General features: G+C 35.2%; 17 protein-coding genes. 4 read left to right on the forward strand and 13 right to left on the reverse strand.

Annotation, left to right across the window (positions count from 1 at the left end):
• Window positions 1–149 precede the first annotated feature (149 nt).
• The 3 genes from TZ01_RS02825 to TZ01_RS02835 are packed head-to-tail and all read right to left on the reverse strand — an operon-like array spanning window position 150 to window position 3,451.
• Complete coding sequence (locus tag TZ01_RS02825; protein ID WP_048101254.1) at window positions 150–437, reverse strand: ferredoxin family protein; 288 nt, start codon at window positions 435–437, stop codon at window positions 150–152.
• Window positions 438–441: 4 nt separating this feature from the next.
• Window positions 442–1,635 (reverse strand): NAD(P)/FAD-dependent oxidoreductase, encoded by a 1,194-nt coding sequence (locus TZ01_RS02830; RefSeq protein WP_048101255.1) that lies wholly within the window; start codon window positions 1,633–1,635, stop codon window positions 442–444.
• Window positions 1,628–3,451, reverse strand: a complete 1,824-nt coding sequence (locus TZ01_RS02835; protein ID WP_048101256.1) for an FAD-binding protein — start codon at window positions 3,449–3,451, stop codon at window positions 1,628–1,630. The genes TZ01_RS02830 and TZ01_RS02835 overlap by 8 nt, the downstream gene beginning before the upstream one ends.
• 335 nt (window positions 3,452–3,786) lie before the next feature.
• On the opposite strand from TZ01_RS02835, the gene TZ01_RS02840 reads away from it, so the two are divergent.
• Entirely contained in the window at window positions 3,787–4,449 is a 663-nt protein-coding gene (locus tag TZ01_RS02840; protein WP_048101257.1) for a winged helix-turn-helix domain-containing protein/riboflavin kinase, read from the forward strand.
• Window positions 4,450–4,581: 132 nt separating this feature from the next.
• Here the strand turns inward: TZ01_RS02840 and TZ01_RS02845 are convergent, their stop codons facing one another.
• Window positions 4,582–5,835 carry a glycosyltransferase family 2 protein gene (locus TZ01_RS02845; RefSeq protein WP_048101258.1) on the reverse strand — a complete coding sequence of 418 codons (1,254 nt, stop codon included), beginning with the start codon at window positions 5,833–5,835 and terminating at the stop codon, window positions 4,582–4,584.
• Between the two features lie 113 nt (window positions 5,836–5,948).
• Between TZ01_RS02845 and TZ01_RS02850 the strand changes: the two genes are divergently transcribed.
• Window positions 5,949–6,566, forward strand: coding sequence for a diphthine--ammonia ligase (locus tag TZ01_RS02850; protein ID WP_048101259.1), 618 nt, complete (start codon window positions 5,949–5,951; stop codon window positions 6,564–6,566).
• On the opposite strand, the gene acs is transcribed toward TZ01_RS02850, so the two are convergent.
• From acs to TZ01_RS02875, 5 genes are all read right to left on the reverse strand, one after another.
• Complete coding sequence (gene acs / locus TZ01_RS02855; RefSeq protein WP_048101260.1) at window positions 6,567–8,471, reverse strand: acetate--CoA ligase; 1,905 nt, start codon at window positions 8,469–8,471, stop codon at window positions 6,567–6,569. It lies immediately after the preceding gene.
• Between the two features lie 151 nt (window positions 8,472–8,622).
• Complete coding sequence (gene merA / locus TZ01_RS02860) at window positions 8,623–10,011, reverse strand: mercury(II) reductase (protein WP_048101261.1); 1,389 nt, start codon at window positions 10,009–10,011, stop codon at window positions 8,623–8,625.
• Window positions 10,004–10,234: a cation transporter gene (locus tag TZ01_RS02865; protein ID WP_048101262.1), complete on the reverse strand. Its 231-nt coding sequence runs from the start codon at window positions 10,232–10,234 to the stop codon at window positions 10,004–10,006. The genes merA and TZ01_RS02865 overlap by 8 nt, the downstream gene beginning before the upstream one ends.
• A gap of 161 nt (window positions 10,235–10,395) precedes the next feature.
• Window positions 10,396–11,700 carry an MFS transporter gene (locus TZ01_RS02870; RefSeq protein WP_231563402.1) on the reverse strand — a complete coding sequence of 435 codons (1,305 nt, stop codon included), beginning with the start codon at window positions 11,698–11,700 and terminating at the stop codon, window positions 10,396–10,398.
• A 50-nt stretch (window positions 11,701–11,750) separates the two neighbouring features.
• Window positions 11,751–12,521: a type I pantothenate kinase gene (locus tag TZ01_RS02875; protein ID WP_162216748.1), complete on the reverse strand. Its 771-nt coding sequence runs from the start codon at window positions 12,519–12,521 to the stop codon at window positions 11,751–11,753.
• Between the two features lie 204 nt (window positions 12,522–12,725).
• Here TZ01_RS02875 and TZ01_RS02880 point away from each other — a divergent pair, with 204 nt between their 5' ends.
• On the forward strand, window positions 12,726–14,324 hold the full coding sequence (locus tag TZ01_RS02880; protein WP_048101264.1) for a B12-binding domain-containing radical SAM protein: 1,599 nt from the start codon (window positions 12,726–12,728) through the stop codon (window positions 14,322–14,324).
• A gap of 107 nt (window positions 14,325–14,431) precedes the next feature.
• On the opposite strand, the gene TZ01_RS02885 is transcribed toward TZ01_RS02880, so the two are convergent.
• Entirely contained in the window at window positions 14,432–15,376 is a 945-nt protein-coding gene (locus TZ01_RS02885; protein ID WP_197065849.1) for a DMT family transporter, read from the reverse strand.
• Between the two features lie 109 nt (window positions 15,377–15,485).
• On the opposite strand from TZ01_RS02885, the gene TZ01_RS02890 reads away from it, so the two are divergent.
• The gene (locus TZ01_RS02890) at window positions 15,486–16,196 is read left to right on the forward strand and encodes a DUF72 domain-containing protein (protein ID WP_048101265.1); all 711 of its coding nucleotides are present in this window, start codon (window positions 15,486–15,488) and stop codon (window positions 16,194–16,196) included.
• 25 nt (window positions 16,197–16,221) lie between these two features.
• Here TZ01_RS02890 and TZ01_RS02895 read toward each other — a convergent pair whose 3' ends face one another.
• The 3 genes from TZ01_RS02895 to TZ01_RS02905 all read right to left on the reverse strand — a co-directional run bounded on the left by TZ01_RS02895 (window position 16,222) and on the right by TZ01_RS02905 (window position 19,067).
• On the reverse strand, window positions 16,222–16,629 hold the full coding sequence (locus TZ01_RS02895; protein ID WP_048101266.1) for an SCP2 sterol-binding domain-containing protein: 408 nt from the start codon (window positions 16,627–16,629) through the stop codon (window positions 16,222–16,224).
• Window positions 16,630–16,873: 244 nt separating this feature from the next.
• Entirely contained in the window at window positions 16,874–17,386 is a 513-nt protein-coding gene (locus TZ01_RS02900; protein ID WP_048101267.1) for a hypothetical protein, read from the reverse strand.
• Window positions 17,373–19,067, reverse strand: a complete 1,695-nt coding sequence (locus TZ01_RS02905) for a long-chain fatty acid--CoA ligase (RefSeq protein ID WP_231563403.1) — start codon at window positions 19,065–19,067, stop codon at window positions 17,373–17,375. The genes TZ01_RS02900 and TZ01_RS02905 overlap by 14 nt, the downstream gene beginning before the upstream one ends.
• Window positions 19,068–19,070: the final 3 nt, after the last annotated feature.

Here is a 19,070-nt window from a genome sequence, read left to right on the forward strand (position 1 = left end):
CTTAATAGAATTATTAAATTTTTTAAAACTCTCATAAAACTCGGCAATGGAACGATGCAATTTTTATTATAAAATGATATTATTAAACGCATAAAAGGTTGTAAAGAAATAATTTTTACATCTTAAAATTTAAAAATAAAAAAATAAATCTATGCATATCTTAATGCAATACCCCTGCCAAATCTGGGATATTCCCAGTTAATATTATCGTATGGGCAGGCTATCCTGCAGGCACCGCATTCCACACAGTTTTCATAACCAACAACTATTTTTTTATCCTCCCATGTATACACACCTGCGGGGCATATTAATATACATGGCTGTGGATTTCCATTTTCCTTTTCACATTCAAGGCACAGTCCGGAATCCCTTATGGAAAGGTGTGGCTTTTCATCCTTCTTATACCTTAATGTGTACAGTTTTTCCTCCGTTCTCATTTTATCACCTCATTTTCGTCATAAATTCTATAAGGTCTGGCATAACGTTTCTGAAATTTGAGGATATTATTTTTCCTATGCCAAGAAGATCCCCGGAAGCCCAGCTGTTTAATGCCGAAGACAGCATATTAATGTATCCTGATGCAGCATCAGTTCCAAGCATGCGCCCTTCCAGTGGCCTTTCCTTTACTATTTTTGATATCTCCGGGTCCTTAACCAGATTATAATGGTATATGTCCTGGGATAATCCAGACGCTGCAGCATCCCCTGCAAGTGTTCCTGAGGCTATTGCAGGGCTTATGCCATCGAATGTAAGTGGGTCCACAAGTCCAAGGGCATCACCACATAAATACACATTTCCCTTTCCTGGATTCATTGATGGAAAACCGCCCTCAGGTATGACTTTCGCAGAATATTCTCTTAATGAATAGCCCTCAAATTTTTTTGCAAGTCCGGTTTTATCCAGAAAATCATCAAGTACTTTTTCTGGCCTCATTTTTCTTGAAACAAGCTCTTTTATTGGTGATCCAATTCCAACCGCAACACTGTCCTTATAGGTATATAGGAATCCTGCTATAAGCGGGTCTGTCATGACAAATCTCCATGCAAGTCCCTTAGATTCATCAGGAAGATTGAACATTGAATTTATATCCTCCTTTTTCACTGCATAAACCTCCTTTACGGCCTGTACCGCAGTATCAGGGGTAAAATCCTTTTTTATGCCTGATTTCATTGAAAGCAATGAATTTACGCCCTCAGCAAGCACAAAGGCATCTGCTGTAACCTCACCGCGGTCTGTAACAAGTGATTTTGCAGTTCCATTCTCCCATTTTAATTCAAGCCCGGTTGTTTTGCTTATAACCATGGCCCCGGCATTTTCAGCAACAGATGAAAGCCATTTATCAAATTTTAGCCTCCCCGTTGTAACCAAATTTTCCGGAGAAAACTCAATATCCACAGGACTATCACCATTATATAATGATAGTTTTATTCTCTGAACCTCCCTTTCAAATGGAAGGCCATCACCAAATACAGAAGAAACATAGTCCTTCCTTATCATTGCACCGGATACATTTTTTGAACCTGGTTCCGGGCCCCTCTCAATTGCCAGCACCTTTTTACCTGCCTTTGCAGCCCTTAATGCAGCAGCTGACCCAGCAGGGCCGCAGCCAACAACAACAACATCATAATTAAGCATTTATATCACCAATTTTTTTAATCAGTTCTGGCACTATCTGGAATATATCTCCAACCACGCCGTAATCACAGTTATCAAATATAGGAGCAGTTTCATCTGTGTTAATTGCAAGTATTTTTTTTGACCCCTGAATTCCAACAAGATGCTGTATTGCCCCTGATATTCCAAGGGCTATGTAGAGATCAGGCCTTATTGTTGTACCTGTCTGGCCCACCTGATGATCCTTTGGATACCAGCCAGCATCTGCCAGGGGCTTGCTAACACCAACAACTGCGTGGAGTTTGTCTGCCAGATCCTCGGCCAGTTTAATGTTTTCCTTATTAACAATTCCCCTGCCAACGCCAACAACTATTTTTGAACCAAGCAGTGGATTATTATACTCTATGCTCTTAAAATCCTTTATTTTGAATCTTGTTGATGTATCCGTTAATGTTTCCGTTTGAACTTTTCCCCTGTAATCGCGCTCCTTTAATGCAGAAAAAACTCCGGACCTTGTTGTTACCATTACAGGTTTGTTATTGGGGCAGATAATTGTGGAGGTTTCCTTTCCACCAAAGTCTGGCCTTGTTGACAGCAGCTGGCCCTTTTCGTCAACATCAAATATAATGCAGTCGGCTATTAAACCGGTATCAACCTTTATTGCGGTGGTGGATGCCAGCTCCCTTGCATTTGATGTACCCGGAAAGAATATGGCATCTGGCATGTATTTTTTTATCAGTGTTTCAAGAGCCCTTGTGTAAACATCATTATCGTAATATTCAACACCAGGGGTTTCACAGTAAAAGGCCTCATCAGCACCATACTTAAATGCCATGTCCACAATATTCTCTGCATCGTCACCTATTACCGCCGCCCCAAGCTGTGTGTCCATTAGATCAGCCACCCTTCTGGCTGCTCCAAGAATCTCAAGTGAGGTTTTATTAATGTCACCATTTGTATGATCCATGTAAACCCAGATTTTACCGGTGGCCTTTGCAACAGGCTTGGGCTTAACATAATCCTCACCGGATGATTTCATCCCGGTGGCCGCTATTTTAATTTTTGAAATAATCCAGTCAACGGTTTTATTAATATCCTCATTTTTAATAATTTCTGGATTTCTCATCTTTGGTGGGGGCCTTACCCTGATAACCTTTGTTGGTGATGCTGCCAGCCCAATGTGCTTGGGATCCGCGTTTATATCTGTTTTGGACAGCCTTGATACATTGTAATTTTTGGCCTTTATTAAACCCTCAAGTGTCGGCTCCCTTGGCGTATTTGAAATCTCAGATATGGTGGCAACAAACGGTATGGGAACCTCAAGTATTTCTGTGTTGAATTCCGTGGTTCTCTGTAATACTGCCTTTTTATTTTTCTGGTCTATTTCAATAATTTTATCTGTATAGGCCACAGCCGGAACATTAAGCCAGACGGCGGTCTGCGGGCCAACCTGCTGGGTTTCACCATCAACTGCCCTTCTGCCAAAAAGAATTACATCTGCACCACCAAGCTTTTTTATGGCCTGTGCTACTGTATAGGATGTTGCCCATGTATCAGACCCTGCCATGGCAGCATCTGTTACAAGATAGGCATCATCTGCACCCATGGCTATTGCCTCCTTAATTGAAATGTCTCCTCTGGGCGGCCCCATTGAAACTATTGTTACCGTACCACCATATTTTTCCTTTAACCTTATAGCCTCCTCTATTGCATGGAGGTCAGGGGGATTAATAATGGCTGGAACACCCTCCCTTATCAGGTTGTTTGTCACCGGATCAATTCTTAAATCATCTGCATCCGGGACCTGCTTTATGGAAACAATTATTTTAAGCCCCATAAACCGTTATCCCGCGGAATATTAAAAATATTGCTTTTAGGAAATAAGAATTATATGCATAAAATCATGATTTTTTTGTTGATTTTTATTAATGAAAATGCAAAAAAAATTTAATTAATCATTTTATTCAAATCTTATTACGATTAAAATAATATTTAATTAAATATCGTAAATTTTCCTTTAACTCAAAATTATTCATTGTATAAAATTAAATAAGGTCTAAAATTATTTATAATAAACCGCACAGAAACTTAACATCCTAATGTTGGAATCAGTATGCTTTTTTATTTAATTATAATAAACAATACTATTATACTTAAAAAATATTAACCTGCATGAACGAAACCTTATATTCAGCAATAAAAGAATTAAAAAATCTTGCAGGTAGCAAAAATATTGCATATATTTCATCATCAGAGCTGGCAAGGAAGATGGGCGTTAGCCAGCAAACGGCATCAAGAATAATTCTTGAATTAATAAAGGAGAAATATATAGACAGAACAATGGAAAATAGAAGGCAAAAGATAATAATACAGGAAAAGGCACTTGATTTACTTTACAGAGAATTAAATGAACTTTATTCAATATTAAAGATCAATCAATCATTTGAAATGGAGGGTACGGTACAAAATGGCCTTGGAGAGGGGAAATACTATATATCCAAGAAAGGTTACATGGATCAGTTTAAGGAAAAATTAAAAATGGAGCCATTTCCAGGCACATTAAACATAAAAATAAATCCGGAATATGAAAATATTTTGAGGCAGGTGCGTGGTGCCGATGGAATTATTATATCCGGATTTAAGGATCGTGAGAGGACCTTTGGTGGTGTAAAATGCTTTAATGCACATATTGATGGGATAAAATGCTATCTCATATTTCCTGAAAGGAGCGTTTACACAGATATTATTGAGGTAATTTCTGATAAATATTTGAGGCAGGCCCTGTCACTAAAAGATGGTGATATTATAAAGGTTAATGTTGATTTTGAATTTTGAATAAATTTTAATTTTAAGGTGTGAAGTCCCCTCCATAAGGGGGATGAAAACATAAAGTTTATGATATATTAATTTACATAAAAAAGAGTGGACCTGAACTGGATGTAATTTATGCCCTTAGGGGATATCATTTTATCTTGTTGCCCATTTTGATTGCTTCCAGAATGTTAAAAGTCCATAAAGATTCGCAAAGAACATTATCAGGATTCCAAGAGCACCATATGATATTGTTCTAAGCCTTTCCTTTGGTACCCTTGCCATTACAGCCATAACAAATATAGAGTTACCGGCTATTCCAAGAAAATCTATAAAGAGTTTGTTAAGAGCATAAAATATCACCGCTGGATTTCTAATTTTATGTGTCAGCTCCAGTGGAAGTATCTGGAACATAATGTGCCTTAAAAACCTGTGCAGGGTTAATGAATCATAGTATCCAAAATGTATGGTCATAAAATAAAGCCTGTAAAGCAATAAGAGGAAACCGGCCACCGGCACTATGTATAAATAAAGCACATTAAATGCATAGAACCACCCGGCCTTTTTTGTTGTACCGTTGGAAAGATTTTTAAAAAAGTAGTACCATCCATTTTTTGCCCACCTGATTTGCTGATGAATAAATTTTTTAAAATTATCCTGAGCTGATGTCTCTACTGTAACGTTGTAATCCTTAACAACCTTATAGCCATTTTTAATAAGGTAACTGGTTATCTGAATATCATCACCCAGAACGGTTTTTCTGCCCATCACATGCTTATTTTTGAATTCATCTGATAGCAAAAACGGTTTGATTATACCTGTTTTATATGTAGCACAGTTGCCCACCGCTATCATTATGCTTCCATGGTATGACATTGCCCTGAATACTATCTCCCTGGTTCTTTCTATAAATTCTGATGCATATGATATTTTATTTCCATTATTTCTAATCCTGATATTAACACTAACGCCACCAACATTCTTATTAAAATATTTAAGAACATCATACACTGCATTATCTGGCAGTTCTGTATCACTGTCAAGAAACATAACATATTTTGTATTTATATGTTTGATTCCCTCCACCATGGCGGCTCTTTTTCCACCGTGCTGTTCCAGAAGAATGAACTTACCTCCGTATTCCTCTGTTATGGATTTATATGGTTCATTGCACGCATCACCGACAACAACAAATTTTACTCCCTGTGATTTAACACTCCTTAAGACATTTCTAAAAATATTTTCATCCTCATTATAAACCGGAATTAATATGGTTGCCTCAGAAATATCAGGCTTTTTATTGCTTATCTCAGGTCTGTATTTCTCAGCATAATAAACATTTAAAACATAATAAATAAATGATAGAATCGCAAGAATTGTTAAAATTAAATAAATATATATGAACCTCACAGCCTCACACCTTTAAATTTTATCTTAATATTAATACTTTTTTGCTTACTAATTGTTTTTCTTGCTTTTTAATATTAACAATAATATTATCAGCATGAATATAATCAGCCTTTATGAGATCAGTTTCACTATTTTCAGGAGGCAAGGACTCCTTCCTTTCAGCAATGATTGCCCTTGAACAGGGATATGAAATAGAGTATGGAATTACAATAATACCGGAGGAATATTCAATGATGTTTCATTATCCAAATGCAGAGAATTCACGGCATGCTGCATCCCTTCTTGGAATTAAAATAAAATACATTAGGGAGGAAGAGTTTGAGGATTATCTTGGTAGCCTTGAGAATTTGGCACTCGTTACAGGGGCAATTGCATCTGATTACCAAAAAACAAGAATTGAAAAAAATTGTTATAAAAATAATGTTATAGTATACTCGCCCTTATGGCGCCTTGATCAGGAAATGGTAATAAATGAACTTTTATTAAGGAATATAAGGGCAATGATTGTTTCAGTATCAGCCGAGGGTTTCACACAAAATGATCTGGGCAAGGAAATTAATAATGAATATTTAGAGCATTTAAAGGATTTGCACAAAAAATATGGAATAAATATAGCTGGTGAGGGAGGCGAGTATGAATCCTTTGTTTTTGGTCTTTCCAATAAAACAGTGCTTCCAGAAAGAAAACATATGGTATGGAGAAATTCTGGTGGTTATTTAATATTTGAATAATCATCTGATCTTTATGCTCTTAATATCATTTAATGAGGCCTCATTTTCCAGGGTGCTTGTATCCCCATATTCTTCACCAAGATAAACGGACCTTATAAGCCTCCTCATTATCTTTCCTGACCTTGTCTTTGGAAGTGAATTCACTATGTGTATCTCCTCCGGAACCATTATTGGGCCAAGGTCATTTCTAACCTTCCTCTTTATTTTCTCTATTAACTCCGAGGATTTTTCATAGCCGTCCTTTAATGTAACAAATGCTATTATTGCATCACCCTTCACAGTATCAGGCTTTCCAAATACTGCAGCCTCTGCTATCTCTTTCATGGATACAAGCTCATCCTCTATCTCTATTGTACCTATCCTGTGCCCTGAGACCTTTAATACCTCATCACTCCTTCCAAGCAGCCAATAATATCCATCTGAATCCCTTATGGCATAATCTCCCATTTTATAAATCTCATCATTAAACGGGAAGTAGTTGGTTCTATATTTATTCTCATCACCATTTACTGTAAGCATCATGCCTGGCCATGGCCTTTTTATTACCATATATCCCTTTTCACCATCCCTGACCCTCTTTCCATTTTCATCCAGCACATCAGGTTCTATGCCCGGCATTGGAAATGTTGCAGAACCTGGTTTAAGGTCTGGAAGCCCAAGATATATGGATGGTGACAGAACAGGTCCTGCAGTTTCAGTCTGCCAGTATGTGTCTATTATTGGGCACCGATTCTTGCCTATTACCTCATAGTACCAGTGCCATGCCGCAGGGTTTATTGGCTCCCCTGCTGTGCCCAGATATTTTAGCGATGATAAATCATGTGATTCCGGATATTTTTCACCATATTTCATTAATAACCTTATTGCCGTTGGTGATGTGTATAGTATGTTTACACCATACCTTTCTATGATTTCCCACATTCTATCAGGTTTTGGATAATCTATTGCACCCTCGTATATTATTGATGTTAATCCAAGTATTAAGGGCCCGAACACCGCAAAACTATGGCCAGTTATCCATCCAAAGTCTGCTGTGCACCAGTATCTGTCTTCTTCCTTTGGATCAAATGCCCATTTAAGTGTGTTTGCAACCCACACAGGATATCCGCCATTGCCATGCACTATGCCCTTTGGCTTTCCTGTTGTTCCCGATGTGTATAGAATAAATAATGGGTCATTTGAATCCATCCTTTCGGGTTCAACATATGAATCCTCCAGAATTTCATCATAGTAATAATCACGGTCACTGACCATGCTTATTTTATTATTTGCATTCCTTACAACTATTACATTGTCTATGCCGGTGCTTAAATCAGCAGCACGGTCCACTATACTCTTTAAATCTATTAATTTGCCCTTTCTGTATGCACCATCTGCTGTTATTACTGTTTTTGATCTTGAATCATTTATCCTCTGTGCAAGTGCCTCCTCTCCAAAGCCTGAGAATACAACATTGAACACCGCACCGATTCTTGCACATGCAAGCATTGCAACCGGTGCCTCTAAAATCATTGGCAGATATATTGTAACATTATCACCCCTCTTTATTCCAAGGTTTAATAATGCCCTGGCAAATGCATTTACCCTCTTGTATAATCCATAGTATGTTACAACCTTTTCATTCCCCGATTCTGATACCCAGATAAATGCAACCTTGTTCCTTTTATACGTGTTTATATGCCTGTCAAGGCAGTTATATGACATATTCGTCTTTCCATTTATAAACCATCTGTAGAATGGCTTTTTTGAATCATCAAGAACCTTTGTGTATGGTGAGAACCAGTCTATTATGGATGCATGTTCATTCCAGAATTCATCCGGATTCTCAAGGGATTTTTTATAGGTCTCAAAATAATGTACCATGTTTATGCTGTGTTTTTCATTAAAAGGTAAATTACTTTCCATAGTATAATAAATATCTATAATTATAAAAAGTTTGCTAAAATTAAAATAAATGTTTGGACAAAATACAATCTACTTTATATTATAAAAAATATTATTATGATATAATAATTAAAAAACTTAAATAATATGGTATTCAGAATTTGATACTGTATTAATCCATGCAGCAGCTCATTTTGGATACATCCCTTATAAATGACTGTCCGCATATTTTAATGGATTCAGATACCGTTGGAAATATGTGCATGGAATTTATAAGGTCATTATATGTTAGTTTATTTTTTATAATGTAAACTCCTTCTATGATAAACTCCGCAGCATTGGGTGCAAGCACATGAATGCCAAGTATTTTATTTTCATCATCTGCAATAATCTTTGCCAGACCACTATTGTTTTTTAATATATTTGCCTTAACAACGTTTTTTAGCCCTATTATTCGGGTGCTGTATTTTATATTTTTATCTCTTAATTCCTTCTCGGTGTATCCTATTGAGGCAACATTGGGTTCACAGAAAACAGCCCATGGAACCTCGTGCAGGTCAATGCTTTCGCTTCCGCCCAGGATATTATTTACTGCAGTAACACCCTGCTTGCCTGCCAGTGTTTCCAGTTTAATTGGCTGATCCACACAATCGCCGGCGGCATATACAATATCATTTGTCGTTTTAAGATGATTATCAACGATTATGCCATTTTTATACATTATGCCTGCTTTATCAAGATTGAGTGAGTCTATATTTGGAATTCTTCCCGTGGCAACCAGTATATGTGAGAAACCCTTATAAATTCCATCCTCTGTTTGTATGGATGTTTCGCCGGAACCGGAATCATTAATCTTAAAAATTTTACTTCCAAGGTGAAAATTTATATGATTTTCCTTTAAACTCTTTATTAATTCTGATGTTATATCATCATCAAAGTTCTTTAAAATTCTATTGGACCTATTAAAAATATGAACCTCAGATCCAAAACTTGAAAATGCATAGGCCAGTTCTATGGCAACCTCACCACTCCCCAGTATTGCAATCTTTTCCGGAAGATCTTTAATTGTCCAGATATTATCACTTGTATAATAATTATTATTGAGCCCCATGATATCAGGTATTAAAGGCCTTGACCCAGTGGCAATAATAAAATTTGTTGCCCTTATTTCAGTATCATTTACATAAACTGTATTATTATTCTTAAAATACGCACTCCCGTTGATTAGGTCCACATTTTTAAAATTTTTTATAACATTTTCGTATTTTATTGTTCTCTCATCTGAAACAAAATTTCTTAGAGATTCCATAAATTCCCTAAAATTAAGGCTTCCATCACCTGATATACCTGCATATAATGGATTTTTAAGGTTTTTATAAACTTTTGATGCCTCTATTAAATATTTTGAGGGAACACACCCAACATTAACACATGTACCGCCAAGATTTCCATGGCCGATCAGGGCTATTTTCATCTCGTTATTTGTTAGTTCGCTTGCCTTGATGGCCGCTGCAAATCCTGCAGCACCCCAGCCTATAATTGCAAGATCGTATTCATTCATTCTTAACACTTCTCAACTGTGCCTTATACTTCCCTCTGAAAACATCAAGGCTTAGGAGTGTTTCTGGCTTTACTGTATCATCAGCATGCACCAGTGCCATGCCATCCTTTAAGGAAACCTCCGCGTCTTTGACACCGCTTGCACCTAAAAGGCCTGTTTTAACATGAAGCACACAGTCATCACACGTCATTCCATAAACTCTCAATTCTATTGTTTTAACCATAAATTTGTAATTTAATATTGGTATATAATCTAGAAAGTAAAAAAAAATTTACCAATAAAAATTTTAAAAATTCATATATATTAAGCTCAGTGGCTTCCCATTTGATTGATATGTGAATTTGCCGAATTAATTATGATTGTTCTATTTTCCTTTATGGGAATTCAATCAACATTGTAAGATTTTAATTTTTTATATCTTGTCACAACCACCGCACCCAAAAAGTAGATAATACCTATGAAAACAAATATAAACATGCCCTCTGTATATGCCTTTGTAACTGCAACAGTTGCACCAAAAACCAGTGGAATAATTATTCCCCAGAGTGTTTCCCAAAATCCTATATGTCCACCCCACTGGCCTGCATAGGCCCTTGGAACAATGAAGGAGCTAACCGCCCACTGTATGCCTGACCATCTTAAAAGGAAGAATGTAATGGCCAGAATTAAGACAGCCTCAAATGCACTTGTTGCATATATTGTGGCAAGTATTCCAAATGTAACACCCAGTGAACTGACAGAAAATCCCACCTTCATTCCCCTGTTTGGACCGTATGATCTGTTCAAATAATCAACAATAAAACCACCAATTATTTCTCCAATAAATCCCATTCCCCATACTAATGCTGTGTAACCAAGGGTTAAATTTAATGATTGATGCCTGGCATAAAAAAGATACAGTGGAAGCCAGGTTAAAAGGCCAAAAAATATCCCTGCCTGAGCTCCAAGTCCCATCATTGTTCCCCAGTAATCTCTGGTAACCAGCCATGACCGTACCGGAAGTTTTTTCTGCTCCTTTATATCATCCCGGTTCTTTATTATATAATTTAATTCTTCCCTGCTAATTCTTGGATCCTTTTCTGGAGAATCATAGAGAAAATATGCAAGTAAAAGTATTAAAAATATTGTTAACCCGCCACTGATTATAAATGCCAGCCTCCAAGCCAGATTATTATTCACCACATACGTCAGTGCAAGAAGTAATAGCGTTCCCAGAACCACACCTGCATTAACACCAGAATCACCAATTGTGCCACTTCGCGCCTTTTCACTTTTTGTCATCCATTCAGCGGTTATTTTTGTTATTCCGGGAAAACCAACAGCCTCACCTATGCCTAGAAGAATTCTATTAATAACAAGATATATTCCGGAAAAGGCACCTGCAGCAGTTAACTGCACAATTCCCCAGCCTGTGCCGGAATACGCAAATACTTTCTTTGCACCAAATCTATCCAGAAAATAGCCCACCACAGGATTCATAATTAAATAGCCATAGGTAAAGCCATCCCCCACCAGAGCCTGAAAATAAGGATTTAAATTAAATTCAGATGTAAGTATTGGCAGGGCTGTTGATACTATCCCCCTATCAATATAATCAAATGTTATTATTCCAAAGGCAAAAAGTATGACGGTCCATCTTAAATGACCTCCAAGCATTTTGCTATTATGTATGTTCATATCATCTTCCATGCTATAGCATGGCAATGTAATAGATAAAATTTATGCAATAAATTTATTTTTTATTGATTATTGTCTATTATATTCAATACAACATGATTTGCTGTTTTAACAATAATAAAGTTAGATTTTTTCTGCAGCCTAACAATGTTTTTATAATAATTTGGGAGATTTATTTTATACCATGCGTAATTTATGATTTTCATAATTTCATCATCATTCATTGACCTAAATTTGTAGTAAAAGCTTTTGGGGTCATTATTTGATTCATATATAAGATTATAAAATCTTGATATATACCATGACCTTACATAATTCATCCTTGCCTTAATGAATATTAATACATCCACATGTTCATAAACGTGGCATTTATTGAAATTATTTCCAAAACCAAGGCCTTCCAGAATTATAATATCTGGGTCTCTTATAATGTAATTTTCCTGTATTATGTCATAATATAAATGTGAATATACAGGTATGGATATAAATTTAATACCAGATTTTATTAGCATAAAAAATTGGCAGAACAGTTCATTTTTATAACTTTCAGGGAATCCTTTCCGGTTAAGGATATTTTCCCTGATAAGCTCTTCATTACTTTTTAAAAAATTGTCTGTGCTAACACGGCATATATTTTTACCGGGTAGCATATTTTTAAGTATTTCCTGGAATATATATGATAATGTTGTCTTTCCGGATGCAACGCTGCCTGTTAAACCTATTATAAATGGTTTTTTATAATTTTTTTTAATAAATTTATCGACTATGTTTTTCAGGAAATCTTTATAAATCTCTTTTTGTTGCTTATAATCTCCAATAATGTAATTATTCAATATCTTTGCACCCTCATGGGTATAGATAATAATATATATTATTTTTAATGGACATATAATAAAATGCAAATTTTATCCTTATTTAAATTATGGGACTAAGCTATTTTATATAAAATATTCAGGTATAAACTCTTCATTAAATAAGTATTTTGTGTATATTTAATGATTAAGAAAAGTATTTAAATTGTTAATTCATTTTTTAATATGGCATTTAAGGCATTATTCATAAGGCCTAGCAATGCAACTGGCAGTGCATATATGACAAAATGGGGATTTCTTCCCGCACCGCTGGGCCTTTTAGACCTTGCTGGAGAAATATTACGGATACCTGAAGCAGAGGTTAAAATTATAGATATGGAGGGTGATAATCTTACACTGGATGATGTTGTTTCAGCCTCAGTAAATTATAAACCAGACCTTGTTGGAATAACACTGCACGCAACTGCCGCACATAACAATGCAGGATATATAGCCAGAAAAATTAAGGAAAGTTTACCTGATACGGTTATGGTTGCAGGCGGGCATCATGCAACATTTCTTCCTGTAGAAATCATAAATTCTGGTTTTGACATTTCAGTTCTTGGTGAGGGTGATGAAACAATTTATGATATAGCCATGGCCATAATTAATCACCACGATTTTTCCACTGTTAAGGGAATTTATTACAGAAATGGTAATAGAATATTAAAAACTGAACCCAGGGAACTAATATCGGATCTTGACTCATTGCCATATCCACCACTGGAGCTCCTGGACAGCAGTAAATATACATTTAAGGTATATGGTGAGCATGAAAAGGTTATGTGCCTTGAAACCTCACGTGGATGCCCATATGCATGTGATTTCTGCTCTGTAACTCCCACATGGGGAAATAAGTGGCGCAATAAATCAAATGACCGCATCATAGAGGAGATGAAGAGGGCCAAAAGGGCAGGGTACACATGGATATTTTTTACAGATGATATCTTCATAGTCTTCCCAAATGTTAAGCAGCGTGAGGAGTTATTTAAAAGAATAATAGAAGAAAAAATAGATATGAAGTGGATAGTTCAAATGCGTGCTGATGTCACATCAAAAAATCCTGAATTAATTAAACTTGCAGCAGAGGCTGGCATGGGTATATCATTCCTGGGTGTTGAATCCGGAAGCAAGGAAATTCTTAAAAAAATGCATAAGGGTGAGTTTACACCGCAGTCGGTGGATGCTGTAAGGATACTGTCCCAGAATAATATAGTTGTTCTGGTGGGTATGATGATAGGTGCACCATATGAGAGGTTAAGGGATGCCATATCAACCGTGAGGTTTTCCAGAAAGCTTGGAAGGGCTGGTGCAGATGCCGTTCAATTTTCAATATACACCCCATTGCCAGGAACAAGGATATTCGATAATGCACTAAAAAATAATGAATTGTTTACACTTGACTGGGACAGGTATGATGTTTTAACTCCCGTAATGAAAACAAAGGTTGGCCCTGTTCTGGACCAGATTATACAGTTCTATGCATCATATTCATTTTATATTTATAAATTTATTATAGGAAAGATACGTAATGACAGGCTCGGCGGGATTAAGAAAAAATTAATAGATAATGGAACACAGTTCATATTAAAAATGATGCCGGTATATCTGAGGGATTTTTTTTCCTTTCCAAGGTTTTTATTTAGAACCTATGATCTTTATTCATATGGAAGGAAAAAAATGAAAATTTCACAGGAAAGGATTAAGGAAATTCTTGAAACTTCCAATAAAATAGTCTATGCAAACAAACAGAAAAACCCATATTTTATGATTAAAAATAAATAACCATCTTTAATTTTTTAATCCACCCTCAATGATTTGATATTGTTATTTATTATTTATAATATTTAAATGTATAAATTAACTGCTCTTAATTGGACTTTAAATTATATTTATGGCCTATCCATGACATTAAACGATTTTACATTGTATCTTCTGATGGTACTGCCAGTGGTTATTATTCCACTGCCTATTAATAGCAAGCCTCCTATTATTGTATACAATGACGGTATCTGCCCTAATAATATCAGTGCAAATATTATTGCAAAAACAGGATCAAGATAGCTCAGTATTGAAACTATTTGTATGTTTAAATTTTTTAATGAATCATACCATAAAAATAATGCAAGGACAGTCTGCACGGATCCTGATATTATTATAATTATTATTACATCATAGTTTATTATGAATTTGGTTATAAATAAAAACGGTAATAATATTATTGCTGATATTACCGACTGCAGAAACACCAAATCTATTGAATTTACATATCTGGAGGAAAATTTGCTTGTTACAGATAATAAACCGTATGTTATCCCAGATAGCAATGCCAATATTATGCCAATTATATTTAAATTCAATGACCCCAGTGACATTATTATTATTCCTGTGAAGGATACAAAAATATTCAATAACCCACCATTATTTATTTTTTCCTTCAAAAATGGTGAGAATAATATGGCTATAACCGGGCCAGTATAATAAAATATTATTGCCTCTGAAACAGGGATCATAAAAACTGCATAAAATAAAAAAACCCAGTTTAATGATAATAATATACCGGATAAAATTACATAAAAATTGGATAATTTCTTTAATATTTTTATCAGATTCTTCCTTAATATTATTGATAATAACAGAAATGATATTAAAACTCTAAAGAAAACAAAAACGGGTGATGGGAGCATTGACCAGATGGCAAAAACAGGTATGGAACCCCATATTACAGTTGACGATAATATTTCTATAAGACCCTTTTTAGAATTATTATAATCGATTAAACCACCAAGTTGCCATATAAGATAAATATATAAATTTTTAGTAGCTAAAAAATCCAAACTCTGAATTATGTAATAAGAATTAAAATTTATATTATATTATTTATATTTTATTACATTATTTTAAAATATGCTTCAAAACTTTTATATTAATTGATATTAACAAATTATGATAGAATTTCATGTGGGCTGCTCGGGATGGTTTTACCTTCACTGGAATAGCCTTTTTTATCCATCAAATCTGAACAAAAGGAGATGGTTCGAATACTATTCAGAAAGGTTTAACACTGTTGAAATTAATTCAACGTTTTATTCCATGCCAGATGCCAAGCGTGTAATTAAATGGTATAAAATGTCTCCAAAAAATTTTTTATTTAGTGTTAAGGCAAATAGATATATAACCCACATTCAAAAATTGAATGACTGTACTGATACCCTTAATACATTTTTAGGGGCAATAAAGAATCTGAAGGAGAAACTGGCATTTATATTATACCAAATGCCGCCATCATTTAAATATACAGATGAAAATCTAGAAAGAATTTTAAACAATATTCCTGCTGGAGGAATTGTTGAGTTCCGACACCGTGGATGGTTTGATATGAATATAATAAAAAATATAATTGCCAATGGCATACATGTCGCCTCGGTAAGTTCTAAAGATTTACCACTGATATTCCCTGATGATAATATAATATATTTTAGGCTTCATGGTGATGAAAACGGTTATGCAACAGATTATTCAAGTAATAAATTAAAAGCCTTCTATAATGAAATCATAAACATAAAGCCTGAAAAAGCATTTATTTATTTTAATAATGATTACAACGCAATGGCACCAAAAAATGCACTTGAAATGCTAAATATCATAAATGGATAAATATCAAATTATTTTTTGGTGTTAATTATAAGAATTCAGTTTTAATTTTGCTTGCAGTTGAAACCATTTCCTCTGCAGCCTTTGTATAATTCATAATCTTCATCATTGGTCCCCTCAGATGGAACTCACCAGTAATTAATCCCTGTATGGGATCAATCTGTGATTTTATTAATTTTATCCAGTTTGAATAGGTTCCATAATATAAAAATGTTGATTCGGGGAGCTTGTTAAGATTTTCAGAACATTTATACTCAATGCATTTTCCTCCGGAAAGTTTTAAATAAAGATACCAGTTTTCTGGATGTTTGTCATCTGCATTTATTCCAAAGGTAATTGTATCGTTCCAGTCTTTTCCATTAATATAATATTCTTTATTATTATTTAATAGGTCAACAAATTCTTCAGCCCATTCTTCAGTGCAGAATAAAGTCATAAAAATTCATCTTTAAATAGTATATAATTCCTGTTAAATGGAAATTATATCTCTATTATTTTATTGCCCAAATTTAAATTATAAGGTTTTGTTTTCTAATTAATACATTTATGAATTATCAAAATAAGGCCATGCATAATTATAATTAACAATTGGTTATTTAAATTTATAGTAAATATCTAGGCTAAGAATTTCTTTATATATGTAAAATTAAAATTTTAAAAATAATATCTAATAAAATCCATTATAATGTTACATTTCCATTATTTAATTGCTGGCTAGATGCACTAAAATAGGTTGCCTCAATTGATAGATTATACACGGTTAGATTCCCGCTTAAAATTCCAGTTATGGTGGTTATTACATTTAATATACCATTTACCAGTGTGTTAATTGCTGAAAAGCTAAGGGTGTTTGACCATACATTCAGGCCTGTAATATTTCCATATGGTGCTGTTATGGTTATAATTTTATTTCCCAATACGGTGTGCTGCAGGGTAAGATTATTAAATGACGCAGAGGCAGCTGTAATATGGTAGGTTCCATTCAACTCTGGTGTAATAACTGCATCATGAAGTGTTATTTTGGTTATATTTATAAAAAAGAAATTTTGTGGGTCACTGGCCGTACTGGAATTGTTTTCATTTCCATTCCTGCCCTGATGTAGAAAACTTCCATAATAGGGAATAAAGCTTAATATGATTATTAATGCCAGTGAAATGACCACAATTTTTAGATATTTTTTATTTGTTCTCATTTTCACCACGCAATGCCTTCTTATCCACCTTTCCAACAAGTGTTTTTGGCAGCTCATCCCTGAATTCTATGATTTTTGGCACCTTGTAAACTGCAAGCTTATCCCTGCAGAAATCAATAACATCCTTCTCAGTTAATGTATTATCATTCCTTACTATTACAGCCTTTACCGTTTCACCACGGTGCTCATCCCTTATGCCTATTACAGCACATTCTGATATCCTGGGATTCTGGTATAAAACCTCCTCTATCTCCCTGGGGTATATATTATAGCCTCCGGCTATGATCATGTCCTTCTTCCTGTCAAGTATGTAAACATAGCCATCATTGTCCATTTTTGCTATGTCACCTGTATGGAGCCAGCCATCGCTTAAAACATTATTATTCTCATCGGGCCTGTTCCAGTAGCCCTTCATGACCTGCGGACCCTTAATTAACAGCTCACCCGGAGACCCAATGGGCACCTCGGTAATGCCATCGTCTATTGAAACGATCTTTTCATATGTGTCTGGAACAGGCATGCCAACTGAACCTGGCCTTATGTATTTATCACTGTCTTCTTCGTAAATTGGTGTGATGTTAGCCACGGGTGAGCACTCACTGAGGCCGTAGCCCTCAACAAGCTTTGCACCTGTAAGTTCCTCAAACTTTTTCTGCAGTTCCACAGGCAGGGGTGCGGCCCCGGAAATGCATACCCTTACATCCCTGATATTCCTCTTCTCAATATTCTTAAACTGGGTAATTGAATGGTATAACGTTGGTATTCCAGGAAATGCCGTTGGTTTTTTTCTTTCCATTAAATTAATTGTCATTTTAATATCCCTTGGGTCTGGTACAAGAATAATTTTGGATCCCTGTATCAATGGTGTTAGCATTGCGGTCATCATGCCGTAAACATGAAAAAATGGTATTGATGATAGATATGATAAATTCTCCTTGTACTTCGGTGGAAGCCATTCTATTATCTGGTATGCGTTTGCTATTAAATTATAATGTGTTAGCACCGCAGCCTTTGGAACGCCTGTTGTGCCTCCAGTGTACTGGAACAGGGCAGGATCATTCTGAGGGTCTATATGTACTTGTTCAGGAGATACTTTTATTCTATTTGGCCTCTTACAGATATATATCTTATCTGCTGCAGGAATTTTTGGCCTTTTTCTTATGGTTATCAGGGAATAAATTGCAGATATTACACCGGGAAGATAATCCTTAACCCTTACAACAAAAATATTTTTTAAATGTGCAGGATAAAATTTTATTACCTTATTTATAAATTCATCCATGACAACCATTGAACGTGCCCCAGAATCATATAGTTCCTCCCTTATCTCCTTCTCTGTATATAATGGGTTAACCTGGACGATAATTGCACCAAGCTTGGATATTGCAAAGAAAAATATGATGTACTGTGGTATATTTGGCAGCATAACTGCAATTCTGTCTCCCTTTGTTATTCCAAGTTCAGATAACCTGAATGAAAGGGCATCCACCTCATCCCTTAATTGCCCATAGCTTATTTTAAGTCCCATGAAGTCTACTGCTATATTATTCTTATATTTATCCACAGACCGGGAAAAGGCATCATATAAGCTTATCTTTGGTATATCAATGTGCCTGTGTACCCATGGTGGATAATTTAATTTTAGTATATCATCCAGTTTTTCAGTAATTTCTTCCATCATTAA

The sequence above is a fragment of the Acidiplasma sp. MBA-1 genome (genome assembly GCF_000949015.1).
GTDB classification, from domain to species: Archaea; Thermoplasmatota; Thermoplasmata; order Thermoplasmatales; family Thermoplasmataceae; genus Acidiplasma; species Acidiplasma aeolicum.

Coding starts and splice junctions, on each gene's coding strand:
- TZ01_RS02825 (WP_048101254.1), bottom strand. CDS start 437: ATGAGAACGGAGGAAAAACTGTACACATTAAGGTATAAGAAGGATGAA.
- TZ01_RS02830 (WP_048101255.1), bottom strand. CDS start 1,635: ATGCTTAATTATGATGTTGTTGTTGTTGGCTGCGGCCCTGCTGGGTCA.
- TZ01_RS02835 (WP_048101256.1), bottom strand. CDS start 3,451: ATGGGGCTTAAAATAATTGTTTCCATAAAGCAGGTCCCGGATGCAGAT.
- TZ01_RS02840 (WP_048101257.1), top strand. CDS start 3,787: ATGAACGAAACCTTATATTCAGCAATAAAAGAATTAAAAAATCTTGCA.
- TZ01_RS02850 (WP_048101259.1), top strand. CDS start 5,949: ATGAGATCAGTTTCACTATTTTCAGGAGGCAAGGACTCCTTCCTTTCA.
- acs (WP_048101260.1), bottom strand. CDS start 8,471: ATGGAAAGTAATTTACCTTTTAATGAAAAACACAGCATAAACATGGTA.
- merA (WP_048101261.1), bottom strand. CDS start 10,011: ATGAATGAATACGATCTTGCAATTATAGGCTGGGGTGCTGCAGGATTT.
- TZ01_RS02865 (WP_048101262.1), bottom strand. CDS start 10,234: ATGGTTAAAACAATAGAATTGAGAGTTTATGGAATGACGTGTGATGAC.
- TZ01_RS02870 (WP_231563402.1), bottom strand. CDS start 11,700: ATGGAAGATGATATGAACATACATAATAGCAAAATGCTTGGAGGTCAT.
- TZ01_RS02880 (WP_048101264.1), top strand. CDS start 12,726: ATGGCATTTAAGGCATTATTCATAAGGCCTAGCAATGCAACTGGCAGT.
- TZ01_RS02890 (WP_048101265.1), top strand. CDS start 15,486: ATGATAGAATTTCATGTGGGCTGCTCGGGATGGTTTTACCTTCACTGG.
- TZ01_RS02895 (WP_048101266.1), bottom strand. CDS start 16,629: ATGACTTTATTCTGCACTGAAGAATGGGCTGAAGAATTTGTTGACCTA.
- TZ01_RS02900 (WP_048101267.1), bottom strand. CDS start 17,386: ATGAGAACAAATAAAAAATATCTAAAAATTGTGGTCATTTCACTGGCA.
- TZ01_RS02905 (WP_231563403.1), bottom strand. CDS start 19,067: ATGATGGAAGAAATTACTGAAAAACTGGATGATATACTAAAATTAAAT.